Origin of the sequence: Pseudomonas purpurea (assembly GCF_039908635.1) — a bacterium.
Classification (GTDB): Bacteria; Pseudomonadota; Gammaproteobacteria; order Pseudomonadales; family Pseudomonadaceae; genus Aquipseudomonas; species Aquipseudomonas purpurea.
This window is the reverse complement of sequence record NZ_CP150918.1, coordinates 803,858-824,744: the sequence shown is the minus strand read 5'-3', so window position 1 is coordinate 824,744 and position 20,887 is coordinate 803,858. Positions and strand designations below refer to the sequence as shown.

Sequence of the window (20,887 nt, the reverse complement as noted above, 5' to 3'; positions counted from 1 at the left end):
CTCAAGCCACGGCTTGCGTTGCCCGAGCCCTTTGCAAGCGGCGAGTGAGCATTGCGACACTCACCACCAGCACACCGCACAGGCTGATGACCATGGCCATCGGCATCGCGCTGCCATCGTGCAACACCCCCACCAACGCGGCAGCGCCAGCGGCAACACTGAATTGCAAACAGCCCAGCAATGCCGAGGCACTGCCCGCACGCGCGCCCTGACCATTCATGGCGCAGGCCGAGGCGTTGGGACTGATGCAACCCAGGCTGGCGATGCAGATGAACAACGGAATCAACAGCGGCCAGAGTTGCTCGGTGTGCAAGGCGCTTACGCCCAGCAACGTCAGGCCTGCGGCCAGATAGACCCACACGGCGCGCGCCAGCAGGAACGCCGGACCACGCTTGGACAACAACCGCGCATTGAGCTGCGCCACCAGAATGAACCCCGCCGCGTTGGTGCCAAACAGCCAGCCGAAATGCTCGGCCGGGACGCCGTACAGCTTGATGAACACAAAGGGAGAACCGGCGATGTAGGCAAACATCCCGGCGATGGCAATGCCACCGGTCAAGGCGTGGCCGAGGAAGATCCGGTCCGACAGCAACCGGCCGTATTGGCGCAATGAACCCGATAACGGCGGACGTGGCAAATTGGCCGGCAGACTTTCCGGTAACCCCAGCGCAACGGCCAAGGCCGACAGCGCACTAAAGACCGTCAATGCGATGAAAATCGACTGCCAGCCATACAGGTTGACCAACAGACCGCCGAGCATCGGCGCAAGAATCGGCGCCAGCCCCATCACCAGCATCAGTTGGGAAAAGACTTTCGCCGAACCCACCGCATCGCATTTGTCGCTGACCACGGCGCGGGAAATCACCATCCCGGCGCATCCGCCCAAGGCCTGGAGGAAACGCGCGGCGATCAGCCATTCAAGATTGGGGGCGAACGCACACACCAGCGAAGCCACGGTGAACAGCCCGACGCCAGTCAGCAGCGGCAAGCGTCGACCGAAGCGGTCCGCCACCGGGCCGTAGGCCAGTTGACCAATGGACAAGCCCAGGAAATACGCCGCCAGCGTCAGTTGAACGTGTTTTTCATCCGTGCCAAACGCTGCCGCCATGGCCGGAAATGCCGGCAGATAGAAGTCGATGGCCAACGGCCCAAAAGCGCTCAAGGCGCCGAGAATCAAAATGGTACGGAGGTTCATCAGGCGTCCAGGTTGGCATCAGTCGACAGTCCGACAGTCTAGCCTCGCGTGAACGCCTTGAACATTCCGATAGGTCGCTAACTAATAAAAAGATTCAGGCCAGCTTCACCGCGTAGCCTTCTTCGCTGATCAGGCTGATGACCTGTTCTGCCGACAGCGCGCTCTCGACACCGACTTCCTTTGCCGCGAGGTCGACACGCACACTCGCCGCTGGGTCCTGGGCTTGCAGCGCCCGAGTAATAGCCTGAACACAATGACCGCACGACATACCTTGAACGTTGAACACTTGCATGAGGCATCTCCTTTGATGAGGTTTAGGGGGCGCTCTCAATCAGTTTCCCGGTGTGGGAGCTGATTGAGAACACCTCCTGAGCCAGTCTTGAGCTTGCCACCATGGCAAGGTCAAGTTCTGAAGTACGCTGCCGGGCTGGCAATCGGCGGCGCGGTCGGCCAAGCTGCGCCATCAATGACTCAAACATAGGAGATTCAGCCATGCGCTGGTCAGCTTTCAGCCTATTCAGCCTGCTCAGTCTTTTCGCCGCAGTCCCTTCGGCCAACGCCGCTGGCGAAGACTATGGTGTGCTGATCATTTCCCGCGAGCGCCTGGAAGTCGCGACCTCGTGCGAAATCGGCGTGTACATCCAGGATCAATTGTCGGCGCGGCTGTTCCAGGAACAGAGCACCTCGTTCAACCTGCCACCGGGCAACGTCTCGCTGCGCCTCAAACTGCTGCCGGGCCAGGCGCCGGGTTGCAACCCTGGCATGCTGGCACCGGGTTCGCAGAACATCACGCTCAAGGCAGGCGACGTATTGAAGTACCGCATTGCCATGACCCAGGAAGGGATGTACCTCAAGCGCGCCGCTCTCGAATACTGATCGCTCGCTCCCAGGTTGTTGTGGCGTATCCGAGATGGCGCTTGACCTTGCCCGCATGGCAAGGTTGATCCTGTAGGTCATTTCTACAGGGAGTAAGACCGGTGTCCGATTCCATCACCTTCGATCTGCCGATTGCCGGCATGACCTGCGCCAGTTGCGCCGGGCGTGTCGAGCGCGCCTTGAGCAAAGTTGTCGGCGCCAACGCCGTCAGTGTCAACCTGGCCACCGAGCAAGCTCGCGTCCAGGCCCCCAGCAACAGTTTGCCCGCGCTCATGGAAGCCGTGGCGCAAGCCGGTTACAGCGTCCCGGCGCACAGCCTGGAACTGAGCATTGGCGGCATGACCTGCGCGTCGTGCGCCGGTCGCGTGGAACGGGCGCTGAACAAAGTCATCGGCGTTAAAAGCGTCAGCGTCAACCTGGCCAATGAACGGGCCCACCTTGAACTCCTCGGCCAGATCGACCCGCAGGTGTTGATCCGTGCCGTCGACAAGGCCGGTTACACCGCCAGCGTCTGGCAAGCCGAACAGGCCGGTAACGACGACCAGGCCCAACGCCTGAGCCGTGAACGCTGGAGCTTGCTGCTGGCCATCGCCCTCGCCTTGCCGCTGGTGCTGCCGATGCTGGTGCAACCGTTCGGGCTGCACTGGATGCTCCCGGCCTGGGCGCAGTTTGCCCTCGCGACCCCGGTGCAATTCATCTTCGGTGCGCGATTCTATGTCGCCGCCTGGAAAGCCGTGCGCGCCGGTGCCGGCAACATGGACTTGCTGGTGGCCCTGGGCACCAGCGCCGGTTATGGTTTGAGTATTTACCTGTGGGCGACGGCCAGCGCCGGAACCCTGCCTCATCTGTATTTCGAAGCCTCGGCGGTGGTGATCGCCCTGGTGCTGCTGGGCAAATACCTGGAAAGCCGCGCCAAGCGCCAGACCGCCAGCGCCATCCGCGCCCTCGAAGCCTTGCGCCCGGAACGGGCGATTCAAGTGATCGACGGGCGCGAACAGGATGTCGCCATCAGTGCCTTGCGCCTCGGCGACCTGGTGCTGGTCAAGCCCGGCGAACGCTTCCCGGTGGACGGTGACGTGGTCGAAGGCCAGAGCCACGCCGACGAAGCGCTGATCAGCGGTGAAAGCCTGCCCGTGCCGAAACAACCCGGCGACAAGGTCACCGGCGGCGCCATCAACGGTGAAGGCCGGTTGCTGGTTCGCACCCAGGCCCTCGGCGCCGAAACCGTGCTGGCGCGCATTATTCGTCTGGTCGAAGACGCGCAGGCCGGCAAGGCACCGATTCAAAAACTGGTGGATAAAGTCAGCCAGGTGTTCGTCCCGGCCGTGTTGTTGCTGGCGTTGGCCACTCTGATTGGCTGGTGGCTGTACGGCGCGCCGCTGGAAACGGCGGTGATCAACGCGGTCGCGGTGTTGGTGATCGCCTGCCCGTGCGCACTCGGCCTGGCCACGCCGACCGCCATCATGGCCGGCACCGGGGTGGCCGCCCGCCACGGCATTCTGATCAAGGACGCCGAAGCCCTGGAACGCGCCCATGAAGTCAGCGCGGTGGTCTTCGACAAGACCGGCACCCTGACGTCCGGTGCTCCACGTATTGCTCACCTGAGTGCTGTCGACGGCGATGAAGCCAGCCTGCTGCAACGCGCCGGTGCCCTGCAACGCGGCAGCGAACACCCGTTGGCCAAAGCCGTTCTGGACGCCTGTGCCGAACGTGATCTGCCGGTGGCGGACGTCAGCGCCAGCCAGTCGCTGACCGGTCGCGGCATTGCCGGTACGCTTGAGGGTCGCCAATTGGCCCTGGGCAATCGTCGTTTGCTGGAAGAAAGCGGCTTGAGCGCAGGCGCGCTGGCCGAGTCCGCCACCGCCTGGGAAACCGAGGGCCGGACCTTGTCCTGGCTGATCGAGCAAAGCCCCGAGCCACGGGTGCTGGGCCTGTTCGCGTTCGGCGACACCCTCAAGCCCGGCGCGCTGCAAGCGGTGCAGCAACTCAATGCCCGCCACATCAGCAGCCACCTGCTGACCGGCGACAACCGTGGCAGTGCCCGGGTGGTCGCCGAGGCACTGGGGATCCGTGATGTACACGCCGAAGTGTTGCCCGCCGACAAAGCCGCAACCGTGGCCGAGCTGAAAAAAACCGGTGTGGTGGCGATGGTGGGCGATGGGATCAACGACGCCCCGGCACTGGCGGCGGCCGACATCGGCATCGCCATGGGCGGTGGCACCGACGTGGCCATGCACGCGGCCGGGATCACCCTGATGCGCGGCGACCCGCGACTGGTGCCGGCGGCGCTGGAGATCAGCCGCAAGACCTACGCGAAGATCCGGCAGAACCTGTTCTGGGCCTTCGTCTATAACCTGATCGGGATTCCGCTGGCGGCGTTCGGCCTGCTCAACCCGGTGCTGGCGGGCGCGGCCATGGCCCTGTCCAGCGTCAGCGTGGTCAGCAATGCGTTACTGCTCAAGACCTGGAAACCCAAAGACCTGGAGGACGTTGAATGAACATCGGCCAAGCGGCCCGCCAGAGTGGCTTGAGCGCGAAGATGATTCGTTACTACGAGTCGATCGGCCTGCTCAAGGCAGCCCATCGCACCGACAGCGGCTATCGCGTGTACAACGCCGACGACCTGCACAGCCTGGCGTTCATCAAGCGTTCACGGGACCTGGGGTTTTCGCTGGAAGAGGTCGGCAAACTGCTGACCCTCTGGCAGGACCGCCAGCGCGCCAGTGCCGACGTCAAGGCACTGGCCAGTCAGCACATCGATGAGCTGAACCAGAAAATTCGTGAACTCGCCCAACTGCGCGACACCTTGCAGGACCTGATGGAACACTGTCAGGGCGATCACCGTCCTGACTGTCCGATCCTCAAGGAGCTGGCCTCCGGCTGTTGCGCCGAGCCGGCTCAGCGCTGATCGGCACTCAACGCCTGGCGACGCTGCGCCCTTGACGCCAAGACCTTCAGCACCACCAGGGTGCTGAGGGGAATGCCGTGAAACAGCAGCACCACGATGCCAGGCGCCCACACGTTGTAGAACGGCGCGGCGATCAACATGCCGACGCCGAACCCGGTCATTTGCAGCAAGGTCAGAAAGCTGAAAATCGGCAGGCGCAAGCTGTCGGGTTCACGCTGCAACCGAGACATCAGCCCCACCTCGGAAAACCCGTCGCCCAAGCCTGCCGGCAGGGCAAACAGCAGCAATCCGTAGAGGTTGTGTTGGTTGAACATCAGAATGAAGCCGCTGGACATCAGCAGCACGCCGAAGAAAAACCGCCGCTCCAGGTTCACGTTCTCCGTCCCCGGCAAACGACTGGCGATCCGTGCGCCGATGAACTTTCCACACGCCCAGACGGCCAGCATCAAGCCCAGCGTGGTGCTGGCCGACTCCGGCGTCAGCAGTTTGGAGATGATCGGAAAACCGACGTTGTGCGCCGCGCTGCCCAGGGTGTCGGCCATCGACAACGCAAGCATCGCGGCGATCACCGGCGTGCTGCGCAGGCCCTGGCGCAGGGCCGCCCACTCGCCACTGGACGCTTTGGCGTCCAGGCTCGGCGCAGGTCGATAAAACCGCAGCGGCACAATGAACAGCGCCGCCAGCAGATAAGTGACGACGTTCAGCGCGAACACCACCTCAAAACCAAACCCCGCCACCAGCAACCCTGACACCAGACTGCCCGCCACCATCGCCCCCGATGAGGCCGAGGTGAGCCAGGCATTGGTCTTGAGCAACTGCTCGCCCTGGATCATGTGCGGCAACTGGCTGTTCAGGCCGATGGCGAACATCGAGTTACCCAACCCCAGGCCGAACGCAATCACCGGCAACATCAGCGCCTGCTCTGTCACCGGCAGCAGCAACAGCAGCCCCAACAGTCCGGCACGCAGCAGATCAAACCCTATCAACGGAATGCGCCCGCCGAAGCGACGGTAAAACGCCGTGCCGATAAGGCTCGCGAAAACACCGCCAGCCACGCGGCTGGCCAGGAAAACCCCGACGGCAATGGCGCTGTTGCTCAGCAGGTAAACGTAAGTGGCCAGCGCGACCATGTTGAGGAACGCACCGAAGTCCGACACCAGACGCGCAGCGATGATCAGTTGGGCATTGCGGGCGGATTGTTGGGGCGTGAGTGGAGTGTTCACAATCGTCCTTGATGTGTGGGGGGAGTCTGTGGGCGCCAGAAAAAACCCGGCCGAAGCCGGGTTTCTCGTCAACCGATCACTGCATCCAGGGTGGAGGCGGCTCTTCGGCTTTGCTCGGTGGCGCATCGTCTGCGGCACGAATAGCCTGGCGGCGTTCTTCATCAAACCGCGCGGCTTCGATCTCGCGCATGATGCCGCCCACGTCCGCCAGCTCTTCCGGTTCATCGAAGTCACCGGTCAGGGCGCTGGCCGGGTGCAAGGTGCCGGCTTCGTACAGGGCCCACATTTCCTTGGCGTACCGGGTGCGCTTCAACTCCGGGGCAAAGCGCCCGAAGTACGAGGCCATGTTGCCGACATCGCGTTCCAGCATGCTGAACGCGTGGTTGTTGCCGGCGGCATCCACCGCTTGTGGCAGGTCGATGATCACCGGGCCGGTCGGCGTCAACAGTACGTTGAACTCGGACAGGTCACCGTGCACCAGACCGGTACACAACATCAGCACGATCTGCGAAATCAGGAAGGCGTGATACTCGCGCGCCTGATCCGCTTCCAGCACCACGTCATTGAGGCGCGGCGCGGCATCACCGTACTCGTCGGCCACCAGTTCCATCAGCAGCACGCCTTCCAGGAAGTCGTAGGGCTGAGGCACACGAACGCCGGCACCGGCCAGGCGGAACAACGCTGCTACTTCGGCGTTCTGCCAGGCGTCTTCGGTTTCTTTCTTGCCGAACTTGGAGCCTTTGGCCATGGCACGCGCCTGACGGCTGTTACGCACCTTGCGGCCTTCCTGGTATTCGGCCGCCTGACGAAAGCTTCGTTTATTCGCCTCCTTGTAGACCTTCGCGCAACGTAACTCGTTGCCGCAGCGCACCACATAAACAGCTGCTTCTTTACCACTCATGAGTGGGCGCAGCACCTCGTCGACCAGACCGTCCTCGATCAGGGGTTCAATGCGTTTTGGAGTCTTCATCAGCTTTTATTGTGGGTCCTTTATTACCAAACACGCGAAAGTCATTCGTTATACGGCAATCCACTCACCGGGGGGAGGGGTTGCCGACCTATGAACGTTGCCGATGCACACAATGTGCCGGATTAATCCGCCAAACACCGGCAGACCACCCACGACCGAAAGGGATCATAGCTGAGAGTCCGCCGCCCGTCGGTGAATGGATCGCAAGGCAATTGCGACAGAGTTTGAGCTACGCCTGCCAACCCTTTGCAGGATATTTCTCGACAGCCCTCAATTTCCCTCTCTTTCAGCCGAAGTCATCAAAGAGAACAGCGTTCGTCCGACAATCGAACGACCGACACCGTCACACCGCAACGCTTAACGGCAGCCACTAATCCGCGAGTCATCAGCACTGCGTGGGCTTATAAGAAAAATCTGGAGCGCGGATGAACATCAAACAGAAACTGACGTGGGCGTTTGCAATCATCGCCTGCTTGCCGGTCGTGCTGGTCGCCACCCTGGTGGTCATGAACCTGCGCAGCGACGCCAAAGACAATTTTGTCGACAGCAGCGCCCGAGAGATTCGCCAGGTCAGCAACGCCATGCAGCTGTTCTTCGACAGCATCAGCCAGAACGTCGATTACCTGGCGTCCCAGCCGCTGATCAAGAACACCGATGGCAGCCTCAAGACCTACATGAGCGCCAACGCCGGGCAGATTCCCCAGGGCGACATGGACAAACAGGTCTTCGCCCTCCTCCAGAACCTGGGCAGCAGCCACCCGGCCTACGCCTACGCGATCGTCGGCACCAGTGCTGGTGGTTACGTGTCCTGGCCGGATGATCCCAAACTCAACAACTACGATCCCCGCCAGCGCCCTTGGTACAAGGCCGCCCTGGCCAAACCGGGCAAGCCGTTTCGCACCGAGGCCTATTACTGGGCCCAGGATGACGCGACTTACGTCAGTACCGTGCGCACCATCGACAACACGCTGGGCACCAACGGCGGCGTGGTCAGCATCGACGTGACGCTCAAGCAGCTCACCGAGATCGTCAAGCAGATCAAGCTCGGCGAAACCGGTTACCTGATGCTGATGGAAAACAACGGCACGATCCTGGTGGACCCCAAGCAGCCCGAGCACAATTTCAAGGCCCTGAGCAGCCTCGGCGACGGTTATGCCGAACTGGCCAAGGCTGGCAAAGGGCTGGTGGAAATCGAGCTGAATGGCGAGCGCTACATGGCCAACGTCTGGCCGTCGGAACAACTGGGCTGGACCTTCATCGGCCTGATCAAGCAAACCGACGTCATGAGCACCGCCACGCAACTGACCTGGTTGATCGCAATCATCGCGGCCGTGCTGGCGATGGTCTTCGCCGTGGTCGGTGCGAGTTTCGCCAGCCTCATCGTGCGGCCGATCCGCAGCGTCGCCAGCGGCCTGGAAGGCATTGCCCAGGGTGAAGGCGACCTGACCCAGAACCTGCACATCCGTGGCAACGATGAAACCGCGCAACTGGCCAACTGGTTCAATCAGTTCCTCGCCGCGATTCGCAGCCTGATCCAGCACATCGGTGGCGCCGCGACCAAGATTCTCGCCAACTCGCACAACGCGACCCAGGTCTCCAGCGAGATGGCCGAAGCCGCCGGGCGCCAGCGTGAGGCCGTGGACATGGTCTCCACCGCGTTCCACGAGATGGTCGCCACCGCCAACGAAGTCGCCCGCTCCTGCAGCCAGGCTGCCGAGTCGGCCGACAGCGGCCAGCGCCAGGCTCGCGAAGGTCAGCAACAGATTGATGCGGCGGTGACCAGCGTCGACCGCTTGAGCCAGGAGATTGAGCAGTCCGCGCAGTCGATGCAGCAACTGGAACGCGACAGCAATGACATTCAGTCGATTCTCGGCACCATTCGCTCCATCGCCGAGCAAACCAACCTGCTGGCGCTGAACGCGGCCATCGAAGCGGCTCGCGCCGGTGAGCAGGGTCGCGGGTTTGCGGTGGTGGCCGATGAGGTTCGCGCCCTGGCCAAACGCACGGCCGACTCCACGGCGGAAATCGACGGGCTGCTCGGCAATCTGGCCAAGCGAACCAGCCAGGTCACCCAGCAAATGCACGCCAGCCTTGAGGTGTCGCAACAGTCGGTGAACCGCATCGGCGAGGCGCGCAACAGCTTTGGACAGATCCGCGAATCGGTGGACGTGATCCGCGATATGAACACCCAGATCGCCACCGCCGCCGAAGAACAGCATCAGGTCGCCGAAGACATCAACCGCCACATCAGCCAGATCCATGGCGATGCGCAACTGGTGGCCGAACTGGCCAACTCGGCACGGCTCGACTCCCAGAGCCTGGCGGGGTTGTCGAATGAGCTGGACGGGTTGGTGCGCCGGTTCAGGACTTGAGATGTGGGGTGGTTTTAGATCCACCCTGACCCTCGCCCCTTTGGGGAGAGGGTTAGTGAGGGGCTGGATTTCACTGTCTGAACAATTCGCCGGGGGTAAACCCGAACAGGCTTTTGAACGCAGCAATAAATGCCGAGGTCGAGTCATAACCGCTGGACAACGCCGCCGTGGTCACGCTGTTGCCGTCCTCCAGCACACTCAATGACGACAGCAACCGCATGCGCTGGCGCCAGCCGCGAAAACTCAAGCCGGTTTCACGCTGGAACAATCGCATCAAGGTTTTCTGCGAAGTACCCAGGCGCTCGGCCCACTCGTTTAGCGTGACGTTCTGTTCAGGGTGTTCGATCAGCTCATTACACAACCCCAGCAAACGCGGATGCCGTGGCAACGGCAACGAAAACCCGACCTCAGGCAAGCTCGCCAACTGATCCAGCAGCACCTCGACCAAACGCGCTTCGCGGCTCTCGCCCTGTGGATATTCCACCGGCAGCAGGCAAAAACTCTTGATCAGTTCACGGGCCAACGGCGTGACTTCCAGCACCCGGCAACGCCCTTGCGCCCAGGCGCATTCCTCACGCCGTACGTACAGGCTGCGCATTTCCGCGCGCATCGATGTCACCACTTGGTGCTCCAGATCGGCCGGAATCCAGATGCCCCACTGGGGCGGCGCAAAAAAGCTGCCCTCGGCGGTGTGCACGCCGAGGACGCCACTGATGGCGTAGGAAAACTGCACCCAATCGTGACGATGCGGCGGCGTCCACGAGCCCGCGCTGAGACTTTCCGCACGGGCATACAACGGACGCGGCAACGCCGTCAGGGCCGGAATGGTTCGTTCCAGCGAAAGTTGTCCGTTAGCCGGCATAGCTTGGCCTTATGTCGCAAGACGGGCGAAAGCGACGACCTTAGGCTAGGTCATCAATTCTTACAATTCTATTCGGTGCCGCCCATGCCTGCCTTCAAACACCTCAAGCGCGTCGTCACTGACTGGTTCCTGTGCGGCATGCTGATCGCCACGCTGCTGTCATATGTGTTCCCGACCTTCGGCGCCACGGGCGGGGCGATGCACGCCGAGTGGGTGATCAACATCGGCGTGTTCCTGGTGTTCTTCCTGCACGGGGTCAACCTGTCCAGCGAACAGATCCGCCACGGTGTGAAAAACTGGCGCCTGCACCTGATGGTCCAGGGCTTCACCTTTGTGGTGTTCCCACTGCTCTGGTGGGTGAGCAACGCCCTGCTGGGCTCGCACATTCCGTCACTGCTGATGCTGGGTTTCTTCTATCTGTGCGCCCTGCCCTCGACCATTTCTTCGTCGGTCGCCCTGACCGGCAGCGCGGGCGGCAACGTCCCGGCGGCGATTCTCAATGCGAGCCTGTCCAGCGTGCTGGGGATTTTTCTCACGCCGCTGCTGGTGAGTGTCGTGATGGGCAGCGGTGCTGGCGGCATTGACCTGGGCTCAACCCTGCTCGACCTCTGCGCACTGTTGCTGCTACCGCTGGTATTGGGTCAATTGCTGCGGCCGGTGTTCGGCACATTTTCCGGACGCCACAAGCGCTACACCAACATCGTCGACAAACTGGTGATCCTGCTGCTGGTTTACGCCGCGTTCTGCAATTCGATGGTCTCGGGGATGTGGCAGCAACAGGGTAAAACGGTGATTCTCAGCGCCCTGGTTGGCAGCGCGATCCTGCTGGCGATCATTCTGTGGATGACCACCCGCACTGCCCGCGCCTTGAAATTCAGCCCGGCCGACGAAATCGCTGCGGTGTTCTGCGCCAGCAAAAAATCCCTGGCGGCCGGCGCGCCGATGGCGGCGCTGATCTTCGGCGCCAACCCCGGCCTGGGGCTGATTCTGCTGCCAATCATGATCTATCACCCGTTGCAGTTGATCGTCTGCTCGGTGATGGCCGAGGCTTACGCCAACCGTAACCGGGTCCTGGCCGCTCAACAGAACGGCGCGGCCCTCAGCGCTCAATGATCGCCGTCACGCCCTGGCCACCGGCGGCGCAGATCGAGATCAGCCCGCGCCCCTGCCCCGCCGCATCCAGCAGTTTGGCGAGGTTGGCGACGATCCGCCCACCGGTTGCGGCAAACGGATGCCCGGCTGCCAGCGAGCTGCCCTTGACGTTGAGCCGGCTGCGGTCGATAGACCCCAGCGGTGCGTCGAGGCCGAGCCGGGTTTTGCAGTAGTCCGCATCTTCCCAGGCCTTCAAAGTGCACAGCACTTGAGCGGCAAAGGCTTCGTGAATTTCGTAGTAATCGAAGTCCTGCAAGGTCAGGCCGTTACGCGCCAGCAAGCGCGGCACGGCGTACACCGGCGCCATCAACAAGCCTTCGGCGCCGTTGACGAAGCCCACCGCCGCCGCCTCGCCATCGCGCAGGTAAGCGAGGATCGGCAAGCCGCGTTCTTTGGCCCATGCCTCACTGCCCAGCAACACCAGCGCCGCGCCGTCGGTCAGCGGCGTCGAGTTGCCAGCCGTCAGCGTGCCTTTGTCGCTTTTTTCGAATGCCGGTTTCAACGCGGCGAGTTTTTCCAGGGTCAGGTCCGGGCGCAGGTTGTTGTCGCGGGTCAGGCCCAGGAAGGGCGTCATCAGGTCGTTCTGCCAGCCTTCGGCGTAGGCCGCGGCCAGGTTCTGATGGCTTTTCAGGGCCAACTGATCCTGCTCGGCGCGGGGAATATTCCAGGTCTGCGCCATCAACTCGCAATGCTGGCCCATGGACAAACCGGTGCGCGGCTCGCCGTTGCGTGGCAGTTCGGGGATCAGGTGTTTGGGGCGCAGTTGCAGGAAGGCCTTGAATTTGTCGCCGGTGGTCTTGGCGCGGTTGGCTTGCAGCAGAATCTGCCGCAGCCCTTCGCTGACGCTGATCGGCGCGTCCGACGTGGTGTCGACGCCCCCCGCGATACCGCACTCGATCTGCCCCAGCGCAATCTTGTTCGCCACCAGCAACGCCGCTTCCAGCCCCGTGCCGCAAGCCTGCTGAATGTCGTAGGCCGGGGTGGTCGGCGACAGCCGCGAGCCAAGCACGCATTCACGGGTCAGGTTGAGGTCCCGCGGCAGCTTGAGCACCGCCCCCGCCACCACTTCGCCGATACGCAAACCGTGCAGGTTATAGCGTTCGATCAACCCTTCGAGCGCCGCCGTCAGCATCGCCTGATTGCTCGCGGTGGCGTACGGCCCGCTGGAACGGGCAAAGGGAATGCGGTTACCGCCAATGATCGCGACGCGGCGCAGCTGAGTCATGAAAAGCTCCTTCTAAAAATCAAATGTGCAAACACGGTCCTGTGAGAGCGAGCCTGCTCGCGATTGCGGTGTGCCAGCCGGCAAAAACTTTGAATGTGCCGGCCTCATCGCGAGCAGGCTCGCTCCCACAAGTACTGCATTCCCCTTCAAGTTCTCCACTCCATAACAGTCCTGCCAACCCACAAGAAACCCGGATTCAAACTAATCTGCTGTGATCAAGCGTAGGCCGTATCTCGTGAGTCGAACGACTGATGACGATTCGTGGTCCACACTTTGAACCCCAGCCAAGGTTGCGTGAGAACGTAGCAAGCGAAGGGAAGACAAGGCCAAAACAGGCGAGGAAGCGGAGTTTATGGGCTGTAAATGAGCATTCCGAGCCTGTTTTTAACGCAGGATTACCGAGTGCAGTCGTTCTCACACAACCTTGCTGGAGCGCGTTCCATGTCAGACCGTTACATCGACTTCGCCAATTCGTCCCTCGGCCACCGTTTGGTCGGCGCCCTTGGCTTGCCGTCGCCGGTTCGCCTGGAGCGCTGGCAGGCCGGTCGGCTGCGGCCCGTCGACGGCGCGCTGTTGATCGGCGGTGGGCCGCTGAAGCAGCACGTCAGTGCGTTCGCCAACAAACTCACCGAGCAGATTTACAGCTACGGCGCCGAACCGCTGGTGGCCCAGGCGTGGATTCCCGGTCACGGCCCGACACTCAAGGCCGTGGTGTTCGATGCCAGCGACCTGATGCAGACCGAGCAGCTCAAACAATTGCGCGAGTTCTTCCAGCCGCTGCTGAGAAACCTCGATCACAGCGCCCATGTGGTGATTCTCGCACGAGCGCCCGAAACGCTGAGCGACCCGTTCGCCGCCAGTGCCCAACGCGCGCTGGAAGGCTTCAGCCGTTCGCTGGCCAAGGAACTGCGCAGCGGTGGCACCTTGCAGTTGCTGTATGTGGGCGCCGGTGCGCAAGAACAACTCGAAGGTGCGCTACGGTTTTTCCTCTCGCCAAAAAGTGCCTACGTCTCGGGACAAGTGGTGCGACTGAACGCCTGCGCCACGCAGGTCCAGGACTGGACCCGCCCACTGGCCGGACGCAAGGCACTGGTCACCGGCGCGGCGCGTGGTATCGGCGCCTCGATTGCCGAAACCTTGGCGCGTGATGGCGCCGAGGTGATTCTGCTGGATGTGCCACCGGCCAAGACCGACCTCGACGCCCTCGCCGCGCGCCTCGGCGGGCACAGCATCACCCTGGACATCTGCGCCGAAGACGCCGCCACGCAGTTGATCGAACAACTGCCCGACGGCCTCGACATCCTGGTTCACAACGCGGGCATCACCCGCGACAAAACCCTGGCCAACATGACACCGGAATTCTGGGACGCCGTGCTCGCGGTGAACCTCAATGCGCCACAAGTGCTGACCAAAGCCCTGCTCGACGCGGGCACCTTGCACGACAACGGTCGAGTGATACTGCTGGCGTCCATCAGCGGCATTGCCGGCAATCGCGGGCAAACCAATTACGCCGCCAGCAAGGCCGGGCTGATTGGCCTGGCGCAAGCCTGGGCGCCACTGCTCGGCGAGCGCGGGATCAGCATCAACGCCGTGGCACCGGGTTTTATCGAAACCCAAATGACTGCGCACATTCCGTTTGCCCTGCGCGAGGCCGGGCGGCGCATGAGTTCACTGGGGCAAGGCGGACTGCCGCAGGACGTCGCCGAAGCCGTGGCCTGGCTCGCCCAACCCGGCAGCGGCGCGGTCAGCGGGCAAGCGCTGCGGGTGTGTGGGCAAAGCGTATTGGGAGCCTGAACATGGCGACGCATTGGCATTCACTGAACAACGCACCCTCCCTGCCCGCGTTGTATTGGCGGGCGGCGACACGCCGCACCCTCACCGGCACGTCCCTGCCCGAGGACGGTTTGCGCTGCTGGGTGGATGTCGATGCAAAGCGCTTGGCGGCGTATCGCAAGGTCTGCGGTTTCACCGAAAACGGCTTGTTGCCACCGACCTATCCCCATGTGCTGGCGTTCGCCTTGCAGATGCAATTGCTCACCGCCAAAGCATTTCCCTTTCCGCTGCTGGGGCTGGTCCACCTGACTAATCGCATTCGCATTCTGCGGCCCTTGGGCGGCGTCGGCCGGGTACAAGCGAGTGTGCGGGTGCAGAACCTGCAACCCCACGCCAAGGGTGCGGTGTTTGAGTTGGTCACCTGTATTGACGATGCGCTGGGGCCACTCTGGGAGGCCGAAAGCCAGATGCTCTGCAAAGGCGTGCCGCTTGCCGGGGAGCCGGCTGAGCCGTCGTCCGGTTTGGTGCAAAGCATGAACGACGTCACCCGCTGGTGGGCGCCCAGCGAGATTGGCCGGCGCTACGCCGGGGTTTCCGGTGACTGCAACCCGATTCACCTGAGCGCCGTCAGCGCCAGACTCTTTGGTTTTCCTCAGGCCATCGCCCATGGCTTGTGGATCAAGGCCCGAACCCTTGCCGCGCTGAGCGGGCATCTGCCAACAGCCAATATCGAGATTACAGTGCAGTTCAAGAAACCGGTGCGCTTGCCCAGCGAGGTGAGGTTGCTGGCCAGTGCCGCCGGTTCAAGCGGCGACCTGCAACTGGTCGGCGCCGGCGACCTGGAACACATGGTCGGCCATTGGCGACCGCTGGCCTGAACCCTGTCAGCCGCGACGGATCAGGAACACACCGCCCAGAATCAGCACCAGCCCGGCAATCTTGCCCGCGCTGATCGGCGCTTCGCGAAAACCCGCCCAACCGAAGTGGTCCAGCGCCAAAGCCATGCCCAGTTGCCCGGCCAGAACCAGTGCCATGAACAGCATCGCACCGATGCGTGGACCGGCAAACGCAGCAGTAGTGATAAAGAACGCGCCGAGCAGACCACCGCTCCAATGCCACCAGGTCAGGCTTTTCAGCGCCGCCAATGAAGGGCTTTCGCGCTGGATCATCACCAGCAGCAACAGCGCCATCGTCCCGACAAAAAACGAAATCAGCGCGGCGGCCAGAACGCTGGACACCTGCTTGGCCAATTGGCCATTGATACCGGCTTGCAGCGGTAAAAACGCGCCCGCGACAAAAGGCAGGCAAAGCAACCACCAGACGGGGGCAGGCATGCTGTTCTCCAACGAATAAAAGTGGCGCGCAGTATACGCCAGCGCCGCTGAAAACCGACGACATTAAAGTAAGCGACGCGTGTATCAACCGGCCACCGGCCGATTTAACACTGGTTAATTGTGTATATATAACTTAAGTTTTTTCGTTGCGCTCCATACTCCAGCCAATTCAATAACCATTGATTAATAAGGATTTAATAAAGTCACCCCACCCCATTTCATATCCTTGGTATTAGTCGCCAGGTAGAGAAGCCCGCAACTTACACAAGGGATTAATACCAAGTTGAGAATGGCGTGAAACCGCCCCTGAGATTGAGATGCAAACAACGGACGAGGCATTGCCAACAACAGAACTGGCAAGCCATCGAAGACAACGATCGTTGTAGTTCAGGTGCAAGGAATCTCACTCATGAAAACTCAACATGTATTGTTCAAGGCAAGTACCGCAGTGGCTCTGATCCTGAGCCTCAGCCTGGCCGGTTGCAGCAGCGGCGGTGGCGGCCATCACAGCAGTTCCGGCAGTTCATCGCCCGACAGCTCCACCGGCACCGGCTCCAGCGGCTCGGGCAGTGGCAGTTCGGGAAGTGGCAGTGGCACCGATGGCGGGACAACGGGCACCGGCGGGACAGGCAATACCGGCGGCACCACCGGAGGTACGGCAGGCACCGGTGGAACCGGCGGCGGCACTACAACGCCGACCACACCGACAACCCCAACGACGCCGACCACGCCAACCATCACCCCACTGGTCACCAGCAATGTGGTGTCGGACCTGGGCAACACCGTGAGCGGCGTCGGTGACGGCGTCAGCAATGTTGGCGACTCGCTGTCCACCGTTCCGGTGGTGGGTGGCGTCGTGCAGAGCGCCGCGAACACTACCGGCAATGTGGTGGACACCGTCGGCGATGGCCTGACCAATGGCCTGGGCAAACTGGGTTCGGACCCGCAAGCCATGAGCAAAACCACAGCGATTGTCGGCAACGTGGTGTCGGACGTTGGCGATGGCGTTTCCGATGTCAGCGGCAAACTGGCGAGTGCCACGCAAAGCATTCCCCTGGTCGGAGGTATCGTCACCAGAGTGGCGCCTGTGCTTGGCGGTGTCGGTGACAAGGTCACCATGCTCGGTGACACCTTGAACATCGCTGCCAGCAGCGGTCCTTTAGGTGCGCTGAGCAATGGCGTGGGTAACAACGTATTGGTCCCGGTGGTCACACTGACGCAAGGCCTGACCGGAAAAGTCGGCAGCGCCACTGGCCTGGGCAATCCGCTTGCCAGCGCCGTCAACGGCGTCGGCAATGTCGTAGGCGGACTGGGCAGCAAAGTCGCGGCGACCGGCAACGGCAACCCCGTCACCAACACCCTCGGTGGTGCCCTGGCCAACGTGGGCACCACCGCTGGCACCAGTGGCGGCCTCGCGACCTCGGGCTCGGGAACTGGCGGTGGATTGGGCGGCCTGGGCGGTGCCGGTCTGCTGCAAACCGTGGGTGGGGCGGTGGTCAATGTCGCCAGCGGCCTGAACACCGGCACCACTAATGGCGTGATCGGCTCCGGGGCTGTAACAGGCGGTTCGGGGGGCAACCTGATTGCAACGGTCGGCGGTGCTCTCGGCGGATCGAGCGCTCCCAACCTCGGGCCAACCGCCGCGCTGGCCGGTGTTTCGAACACCGTCGGCGCCGCACTCAACCCTGTCACCAGCGGTGTCGCGAGCCTGACCCAACAAGTCAGTGGCGCCACCGGCCTGAGTGGTCCGGTCGGAGGGCTGGTGGGGCAAGTCGGTGCGGCCGTCAGCGGTGTCGGCGCCAATGTCTCTGCGGCCGCCCCCAACCCAGTGGTCGCGGCTGTCGGCAACACCGTCACCACGGCGGGCGCCACGGTGGCAGCGGTGGGCAGCCTGGTCACGGGCAACTCCGGTGGCGTAACCGCAGGCCTTGGAGGTTTGACCGGAGCCCTCGGTGGTTTGACCGGCGGACTGAACGGCAACAAATAATCCCTTTGCACCGGGCCGATTCGACGGCCTTATCTACAGCGCCTACGCTTGGTTGAAGACGGAAGATTCCTGCGAGCCTTCCGTCTTTTTGTTTGATGGAGCATGACGTCAGTTGCCCCCGAATCACGTCTTCAGAACCTGACGGGAACACCTGATCGACGATTTTTTCGCGATGCTACGGTCTGACCATGGAGTGTCCTATGCGCGCTTTGGCTTCCTTGTTGTTCCTCATTCTGTGTTCATCCACCCACGCTGATTCCCTTCCCAGTTTCCTTAACAGCAACGAAACCATCCGCAACCTTCCCGTACCCAATCTGCCCGCCGATGCCTATCGCCCCAGTGCCCCGCAACTGCAAGTGCCGGAACCCGGCGCCGCCCAGGCGCAGCCGTTGATGATGAGCACCAAAGTGAGCGTCAGGCAGGTGCAAATCGAAGGCGGGACGATCTATCCGCTCAACGAATTGGCGCAGCGCTATCAACCCTTGCTCGGTCATGAAACCAGCCTCGCCGAACTGATCGAAGCAACCCGCAGCATCACCCGCCGTTATCAACAGGACGGCTACCTGCTGTCCTATGCATTTCTACCCCAGCAGACGTTCGATAAAGGCCTGGTACGGGTGGTGCTGGTGGAGGGCTACATCAAGGACTATCAACTGCAAGGCGATATCGGTCGGGTAAAAGGGTTGCTCGATAAACTGGTGGCCAAACTCCAGGCCGAGCGGCCGCTGACGCACAAGACGTTCGAACGCTACACCACGCTGATGAGCCGCATCCCCGGCGTGACCCTGCAAGCCCAGGTGCCGCCGCCCGGCACCACCGACGGCGCGGCGTACCTGATCGCCCAGGCCAGCCGTAAACCGTTCACCAGCAGCCTGAGTACCACGGCCGATAACCGCAAAGGCACCCAGGCGCTGCTCGGCGTCAGCAGCAACTCGCACACCGCCATGGGCGAACAGTTGACGCTCAGCGGTCTCTTTCCGCCGGGCGATGATCACGAACATTACTACCGACTGGACTACAGCCAGCTCCTCAATGCCGAGGGCACGCAACTGATGCTGTCCGGCTCACGCTACCGCGCCGACCCCGGCACCCATGTGCAACTGGACAACAACCTTGAACTCAAACCGCACCGTGAAAACGACCGCTACTCGCTCGGCTTCAACCACCCGTTGATTGCCTCGCCCAACGAACTGCTCACGGCCGGTGCGCGGCTGTACGCCGTCGATGACAAGACCCGCTACCAAGTGATCGGCTACCCGCTGAGTGTCGAAGAAAAAACCGACATCCGCGCCCTCGCCTTCGAAGGCGACTGGCGCAAAGCGAGCGAACGGCAGCTGCGCATTCTCAGCGCCGGGTTGTATCAGGGCATCGACGGCATGGGCGCGAACACCAACAATCCTCAGTACGACCTGGACTTCCTGCGCCTGAGGCTGTCGGGTGTACAGAGCGACAAGTTCTTCGATAACTGGCAGGGCGTGCTGTCCGCCGCGCTCTACTGGAGCGACGACACCTTGCCCGACAGTGAGCGCGCGGTGTTCGGCGGGCAGAACTTCGGCCGAGGCTACCCTGATGATCAGGCGTCCGGCGACAAAGGTTGGGGCGTAGCGTATGAGCTCAACTACAGCTACAACCGCGACGGGAACTGGGTAAAAATCCTGCAACCCTACGTCGTGCTGGACCGCTCCAAAACCTGGTTCAACGCGCTGCCGGTCAAGGACAGCAACCTGTCATCCGCCGCCGTCGGCCTGCGCTTTGGCGACGCCAAGTACTACAACGTCGCCCTGGAAGTGGCCAAGGCCATGTCCGATGAAGCGCTCGACACCTACAACCGCCGACCGCGCTACAGCCTGAGCTTCAGTTATCAGCTTTGAGCCTTGGCAATCAGAACGCCCCGCTCATGTGCGGGGCGCCTTGCACAGCTGAATTAACGACCCCTTTCTAACCAATCTCGAGTTGACGCCGGAACCTGCGGTGGGTTATTTCGCACGCTGCAAAAATATTTCAACATTATTCAAGAAAGGACGCTTGATGCCCGTCAGGCACGGTCTCTTTTCCTCGCGTAGCGTTCACCACTTCGACCAGGGATTGTTAGGCGCCAAAGGAATTTGAAGTTCACCTTTTCCATTCTCTGCGGCAAGACTGAGTTCGAGGTCGTGGAGTTCACGCTGGAAGAGTTCCTGGCCGAGCAGAAACCCAAACACAACTGGATGGATGACCTGTAGAAAGGACCAATGAATCCGGTGGATCGAAAGGTCCTGCGAACCGTTTTTCGGTTTGATCAATCACACTTACGTAACGCTGACATGGACGCACACGCAATGCACCCACCTGCCACCAACCCGATCAACGCGGACACCTCCCAACTGGCTGTCTGCTCGGTCCTCGTCGTGATCTTCGGCGTGTTGATTATGGCGCTGCGGCTTGCACAGGGGGAATACCTGATGGCCATTGGCGCGGTCTGGGCAGCTAACGGCCTGACCCTGATTTTCCATGCGCTGTACTGGGGCCGCCATGGTTTGTCCCCAGGTTACAAGGCTGCCGTTGTGGTCCAGGCCGTGCTGACGATCCTCCCGCTGTGTTTCGGAAAATTCGGGCTGGCCCTGATTTTCCTGATGTTGGGTGGCGAGCTGCGTTTTTGGTAGTCGACAAGCACCCTAACCAACCGGGGCAACCCTGAGGAACAGAGATGGACATCATTCGACTCGGTGATTCGACCAGTCACGGCGGAACGGTGCTTGAAGCGTTCAACCAGACCGACCTGAACGGCAAGCCAATGTCAGGCGTGGGACACAAGGTCGTCTGTCCTTTGTGCAAAGGTGTGTTTCCCATCGCCGAGGGCAGCGCCCTGCTGGACGTTGGCGGTGTTGCCGTGGCGCTCCACGGCATGAAAACCGCCTGCGGTGCGAGCCTGATCGCCAGCAATCCAAAAGGCGAAGCGAGCAGTTGACCATCGCTGGCACAGCGACCTCGCCCGCGATGGTCAGCCCAGGCTCAATCGAAGCGCCTTCGC

General features: G+C 62.0%; 18 protein-coding genes. 11 read left to right on the top strand and 7 right to left on the bottom strand.

Features of this window, described 5'->3' with window-relative positions:
* Nucleotide 1: 1 nt before the first annotated feature.
* On the bottom strand, nt 2-1,195 hold the full coding sequence (locus tag AABM54_RS03665; RefSeq protein WP_347903856.1) for a multidrug effflux MFS transporter: 1,194 nt from the start codon (nt 1,193-1,195) through the stop codon (nt 2-4).
* Nucleotides 1,196-1,289: 94 nt separating this feature from the next.
* Complete coding sequence (locus tag AABM54_RS03660; RefSeq protein WP_347903855.1) at nt 1,290-1,487, bottom strand: cation transporter; 198 nt, start codon at nt 1,485-1,487, stop codon at nt 1,290-1,292.
* A gap of 200 nt (nt 1,488-1,687) precedes the next feature.
* Between AABM54_RS03660 and AABM54_RS03655 the strand changes: the two genes are divergently transcribed.
* The 3 genes from AABM54_RS03655 (at nt 1,688) to cueR (ending at nt 4,979) form a co-directional block, all read left to right on the top strand.
* On the top strand, nt 1,688-2,071 hold the full coding sequence (locus tag AABM54_RS03655; RefSeq protein ID WP_347903854.1) for a hypothetical protein: 384 nt from the start codon (nt 1,688-1,690) through the stop codon (nt 2,069-2,071).
* Nucleotides 2,072-2,211: 140 nt separating this feature from the next.
* Entirely contained in the window at nt 2,212-4,569 is a 2,358-nt protein-coding gene (locus AABM54_RS03650) for a heavy metal translocating P-type ATPase (protein ID WP_347906128.1), read from the top strand.
* Complete coding sequence (gene cueR / locus AABM54_RS03645) at nt 4,566-4,979, top strand: Cu(I)-responsive transcriptional regulator (RefSeq protein WP_347903852.1); 414 nt, start codon at nt 4,566-4,568, stop codon at nt 4,977-4,979. Before AABM54_RS03650 ends, cueR begins: the two co-directional genes overlap by 4 nt.
* On the opposite strand, the gene AABM54_RS03640 is transcribed toward cueR, so the two are convergent.
* Both AABM54_RS03640 and AABM54_RS03635 read right to left on the bottom strand, forming a co-directional pair.
* Nucleotides 4,970-6,202 carry an MFS transporter gene (locus AABM54_RS03640; RefSeq protein WP_347903850.1) on the bottom strand — a complete coding sequence of 411 codons (1,233 nt, stop codon included), beginning with the start codon at nt 6,200-6,202 and terminating at the stop codon, nt 4,970-4,972. The genes cueR and AABM54_RS03640 overlap by 10 nt on opposite strands.
* A 76-nt stretch (nt 6,203-6,278) precedes the next feature.
* Entirely contained in the window at nt 6,279-7,172 is an 894-nt protein-coding gene (locus AABM54_RS03635) for a PA4780 family RIO1-like protein kinase (RefSeq protein WP_347903849.1), read from the bottom strand.
* Between the two features lie 425 nt (nt 7,173-7,597).
* Here AABM54_RS03635 and AABM54_RS03630 point away from each other — a divergent pair, with 425 nt between their 5' ends.
* Nucleotides 7,598-9,544 (top strand): methyl-accepting chemotaxis protein, encoded by a 1,947-nt coding sequence (locus tag AABM54_RS03630; protein ID WP_347903848.1) that lies wholly within the window; start codon nt 7,598-7,600, stop codon nt 9,542-9,544.
* A gap of 70 nt (nt 9,545-9,614) precedes the next feature.
* Here AABM54_RS03630 and AABM54_RS03625 read toward each other — a convergent pair whose 3' ends face one another.
* Nucleotides 9,615-10,406, bottom strand: a complete 792-nt coding sequence (locus AABM54_RS03625; protein WP_347903846.1) for a helix-turn-helix transcriptional regulator — start codon at nt 10,404-10,406, stop codon at nt 9,615-9,617.
* A gap of 84 nt (nt 10,407-10,490) precedes the next feature.
* On the opposite strand from AABM54_RS03625, the gene AABM54_RS03620 reads away from it, so the two are divergent.
* The gene (locus AABM54_RS03620) at nt 10,491-11,519 is read left to right on the top strand and encodes a bile acid:sodium symporter family protein (RefSeq protein WP_347903844.1); all 1,029 of its coding nucleotides are present in this window, start codon (nt 10,491-10,493) and stop codon (nt 11,517-11,519) included.
* Here the strand turns inward: AABM54_RS03620 and AABM54_RS03615 are convergent.
* The gene (locus AABM54_RS03615; protein WP_347903843.1) at nt 11,506-12,783 is read right to left on the bottom strand and encodes an acetyl-CoA C-acetyltransferase; all 1,278 of its coding nucleotides are present in this window, start codon (nt 12,781-12,783) and stop codon (nt 11,506-11,508) included. The two genes, AABM54_RS03620 and AABM54_RS03615, sit on opposite strands and share 14 nt — an antisense overlap.
* A 441-nt stretch (nt 12,784-13,224) precedes the next feature.
* On the opposite strand from AABM54_RS03615, the gene AABM54_RS03610 reads away from it, so the two are divergent.
* Both AABM54_RS03610 and AABM54_RS03605 read left to right on the top strand, forming a co-directional pair.
* Nucleotides 13,225-14,577, top strand: a complete 1,353-nt coding sequence (locus AABM54_RS03610; protein ID WP_347903842.1) for a 3-oxoacyl-ACP reductase — start codon at nt 13,225-13,227, stop codon at nt 14,575-14,577.
* Between the two features lie 2 nt (nt 14,578-14,579).
* The gene (locus tag AABM54_RS03605) at nt 14,580-15,434 is read left to right on the top strand and encodes a MaoC/PaaZ C-terminal domain-containing protein (protein WP_347903841.1); all 855 of its coding nucleotides are present in this window, start codon (nt 14,580-14,582) and stop codon (nt 15,432-15,434) included.
* Nucleotides 15,435-15,440: 6 nt separating this feature from the next.
* Here the strand turns inward: AABM54_RS03605 and AABM54_RS03600 are convergent, their stop codons facing one another.
* Nucleotides 15,441-15,890 (bottom strand): DMT family transporter, encoded by a 450-nt coding sequence (locus AABM54_RS03600; RefSeq protein WP_347903839.1) that lies wholly within the window; start codon nt 15,888-15,890, stop codon nt 15,441-15,443.
* Nucleotides 15,891-16,299: 409 nt separating this feature from the next.
* Here AABM54_RS03600 and AABM54_RS03595 point away from each other — a divergent pair, with 409 nt between their 5' ends.
* The 4 genes from AABM54_RS03595 to AABM54_RS03580 all read left to right on the top strand — a co-directional run bounded on the left by AABM54_RS03595 (nt 16,300) and on the right by AABM54_RS03580 (nt 20,824).
* A complete protein-coding gene (locus tag AABM54_RS03595) occupies nt 16,300-17,877 on the top strand; it encodes a collagen-like triple helix repeat-containing protein (RefSeq protein ID WP_347903838.1) in 1,578 nt (525 codons plus the stop codon).
* A gap of 200 nt (nt 17,878-18,077) precedes the next feature.
* Nucleotides 18,078-19,748 carry a POTRA domain-containing protein gene (locus AABM54_RS03590; protein ID WP_347903837.1) on the top strand — a complete coding sequence of 557 codons (1,671 nt, stop codon included), beginning with the start codon at nt 18,078-18,080 and terminating at the stop codon, nt 19,746-19,748.
* A gap of 447 nt (nt 19,749-20,195) precedes the next feature.
* Nucleotides 20,196-20,519: a hypothetical protein gene (locus AABM54_RS03585; RefSeq protein WP_347903836.1), complete on the top strand. Its 324-nt coding sequence runs from the start codon at nt 20,196-20,198 to the stop codon at nt 20,517-20,519.
* A 44-nt stretch (nt 20,520-20,563) separates the two neighbouring features.
* Nucleotides 20,564-20,824 (top strand): PAAR domain-containing protein, encoded by a 261-nt coding sequence (locus AABM54_RS03580; protein WP_347903834.1) that lies wholly within the window; start codon nt 20,564-20,566, stop codon nt 20,822-20,824.
* Nucleotides 20,825-20,887 lie beyond the last annotated feature (63 nt).

Coding starts and splice junctions, on each gene's coding strand:
- AABM54_RS03615 (WP_347903843.1), bottom strand. CDS start 12,783: ATGACTCAGCTGCGCCGCGTCGCGATCATTGGCGGTAACCGCATTCCC.
- AABM54_RS03595 (WP_347903838.1), top strand. CDS start 16,300: ATGAAAACTCAACATGTATTGTTCAAGGCAAGTACCGCAGTGGCTCTG.
- AABM54_RS03600 (WP_347903839.1), bottom strand. CDS start 15,890: ATGCCTGCCCCCGTCTGGTGGTTGCTTTGCCTGCCTTTTGTCGCGGGC.
- AABM54_RS03580 (WP_347903834.1), top strand. CDS start 20,564: ATGGACATCATTCGACTCGGTGATTCGACCAGTCACGGCGGAACGGTG.
- AABM54_RS03585 (WP_347903836.1), top strand. CDS start 20,196: ATGCACCCACCTGCCACCAACCCGATCAACGCGGACACCTCCCAACTG.
- AABM54_RS03620 (WP_347903844.1), top strand. CDS start 10,491: ATGCCTGCCTTCAAACACCTCAAGCGCGTCGTCACTGACTGGTTCCTG.
- AABM54_RS03655 (WP_347903854.1), top strand. CDS start 1,688: ATGCGCTGGTCAGCTTTCAGCCTATTCAGCCTGCTCAGTCTTTTCGCC.
- AABM54_RS03630 (WP_347903848.1), top strand. CDS start 7,598: ATGAACATCAAACAGAAACTGACGTGGGCGTTTGCAATCATCGCCTGC.
- AABM54_RS03605 (WP_347903841.1), top strand. CDS start 14,580: ATGGCGACGCATTGGCATTCACTGAACAACGCACCCTCCCTGCCCGCG.
- AABM54_RS03665 (WP_347903856.1), bottom strand. CDS start 1,195: ATGAACCTCCGTACCATTTTGATTCTCGGCGCCTTGAGCGCTTTTGGG.
- AABM54_RS03610 (WP_347903842.1), top strand. CDS start 13,225: ATGTCAGACCGTTACATCGACTTCGCCAATTCGTCCCTCGGCCACCGT.
- AABM54_RS03590 (WP_347903837.1), top strand. CDS start 18,078: ATGCGCGCTTTGGCTTCCTTGTTGTTCCTCATTCTGTGTTCATCCACC.
- AABM54_RS03635 (WP_347903849.1), bottom strand. CDS start 7,172: ATGAAGACTCCAAAACGCATTGAACCCCTGATCGAGGACGGTCTGGTC.
- cueR (WP_347903852.1), top strand. CDS start 4,566: ATGAACATCGGCCAAGCGGCCCGCCAGAGTGGCTTGAGCGCGAAGATG.
- AABM54_RS03660 (WP_347903855.1), bottom strand. CDS start 1,487: ATGCAAGTGTTCAACGTTCAAGGTATGTCGTGCGGTCATTGTGTTCAG.
- AABM54_RS03625 (WP_347903846.1), bottom strand. CDS start 10,406: ATGCCGGCTAACGGACAACTTTCGCTGGAACGAACCATTCCGGCCCTG.
- AABM54_RS03650 (WP_347906128.1), top strand. CDS start 2,212: ATGACCTGCGCCAGTTGCGCCGGGCGTGTCGAGCGCGCCTTGAGCAAA.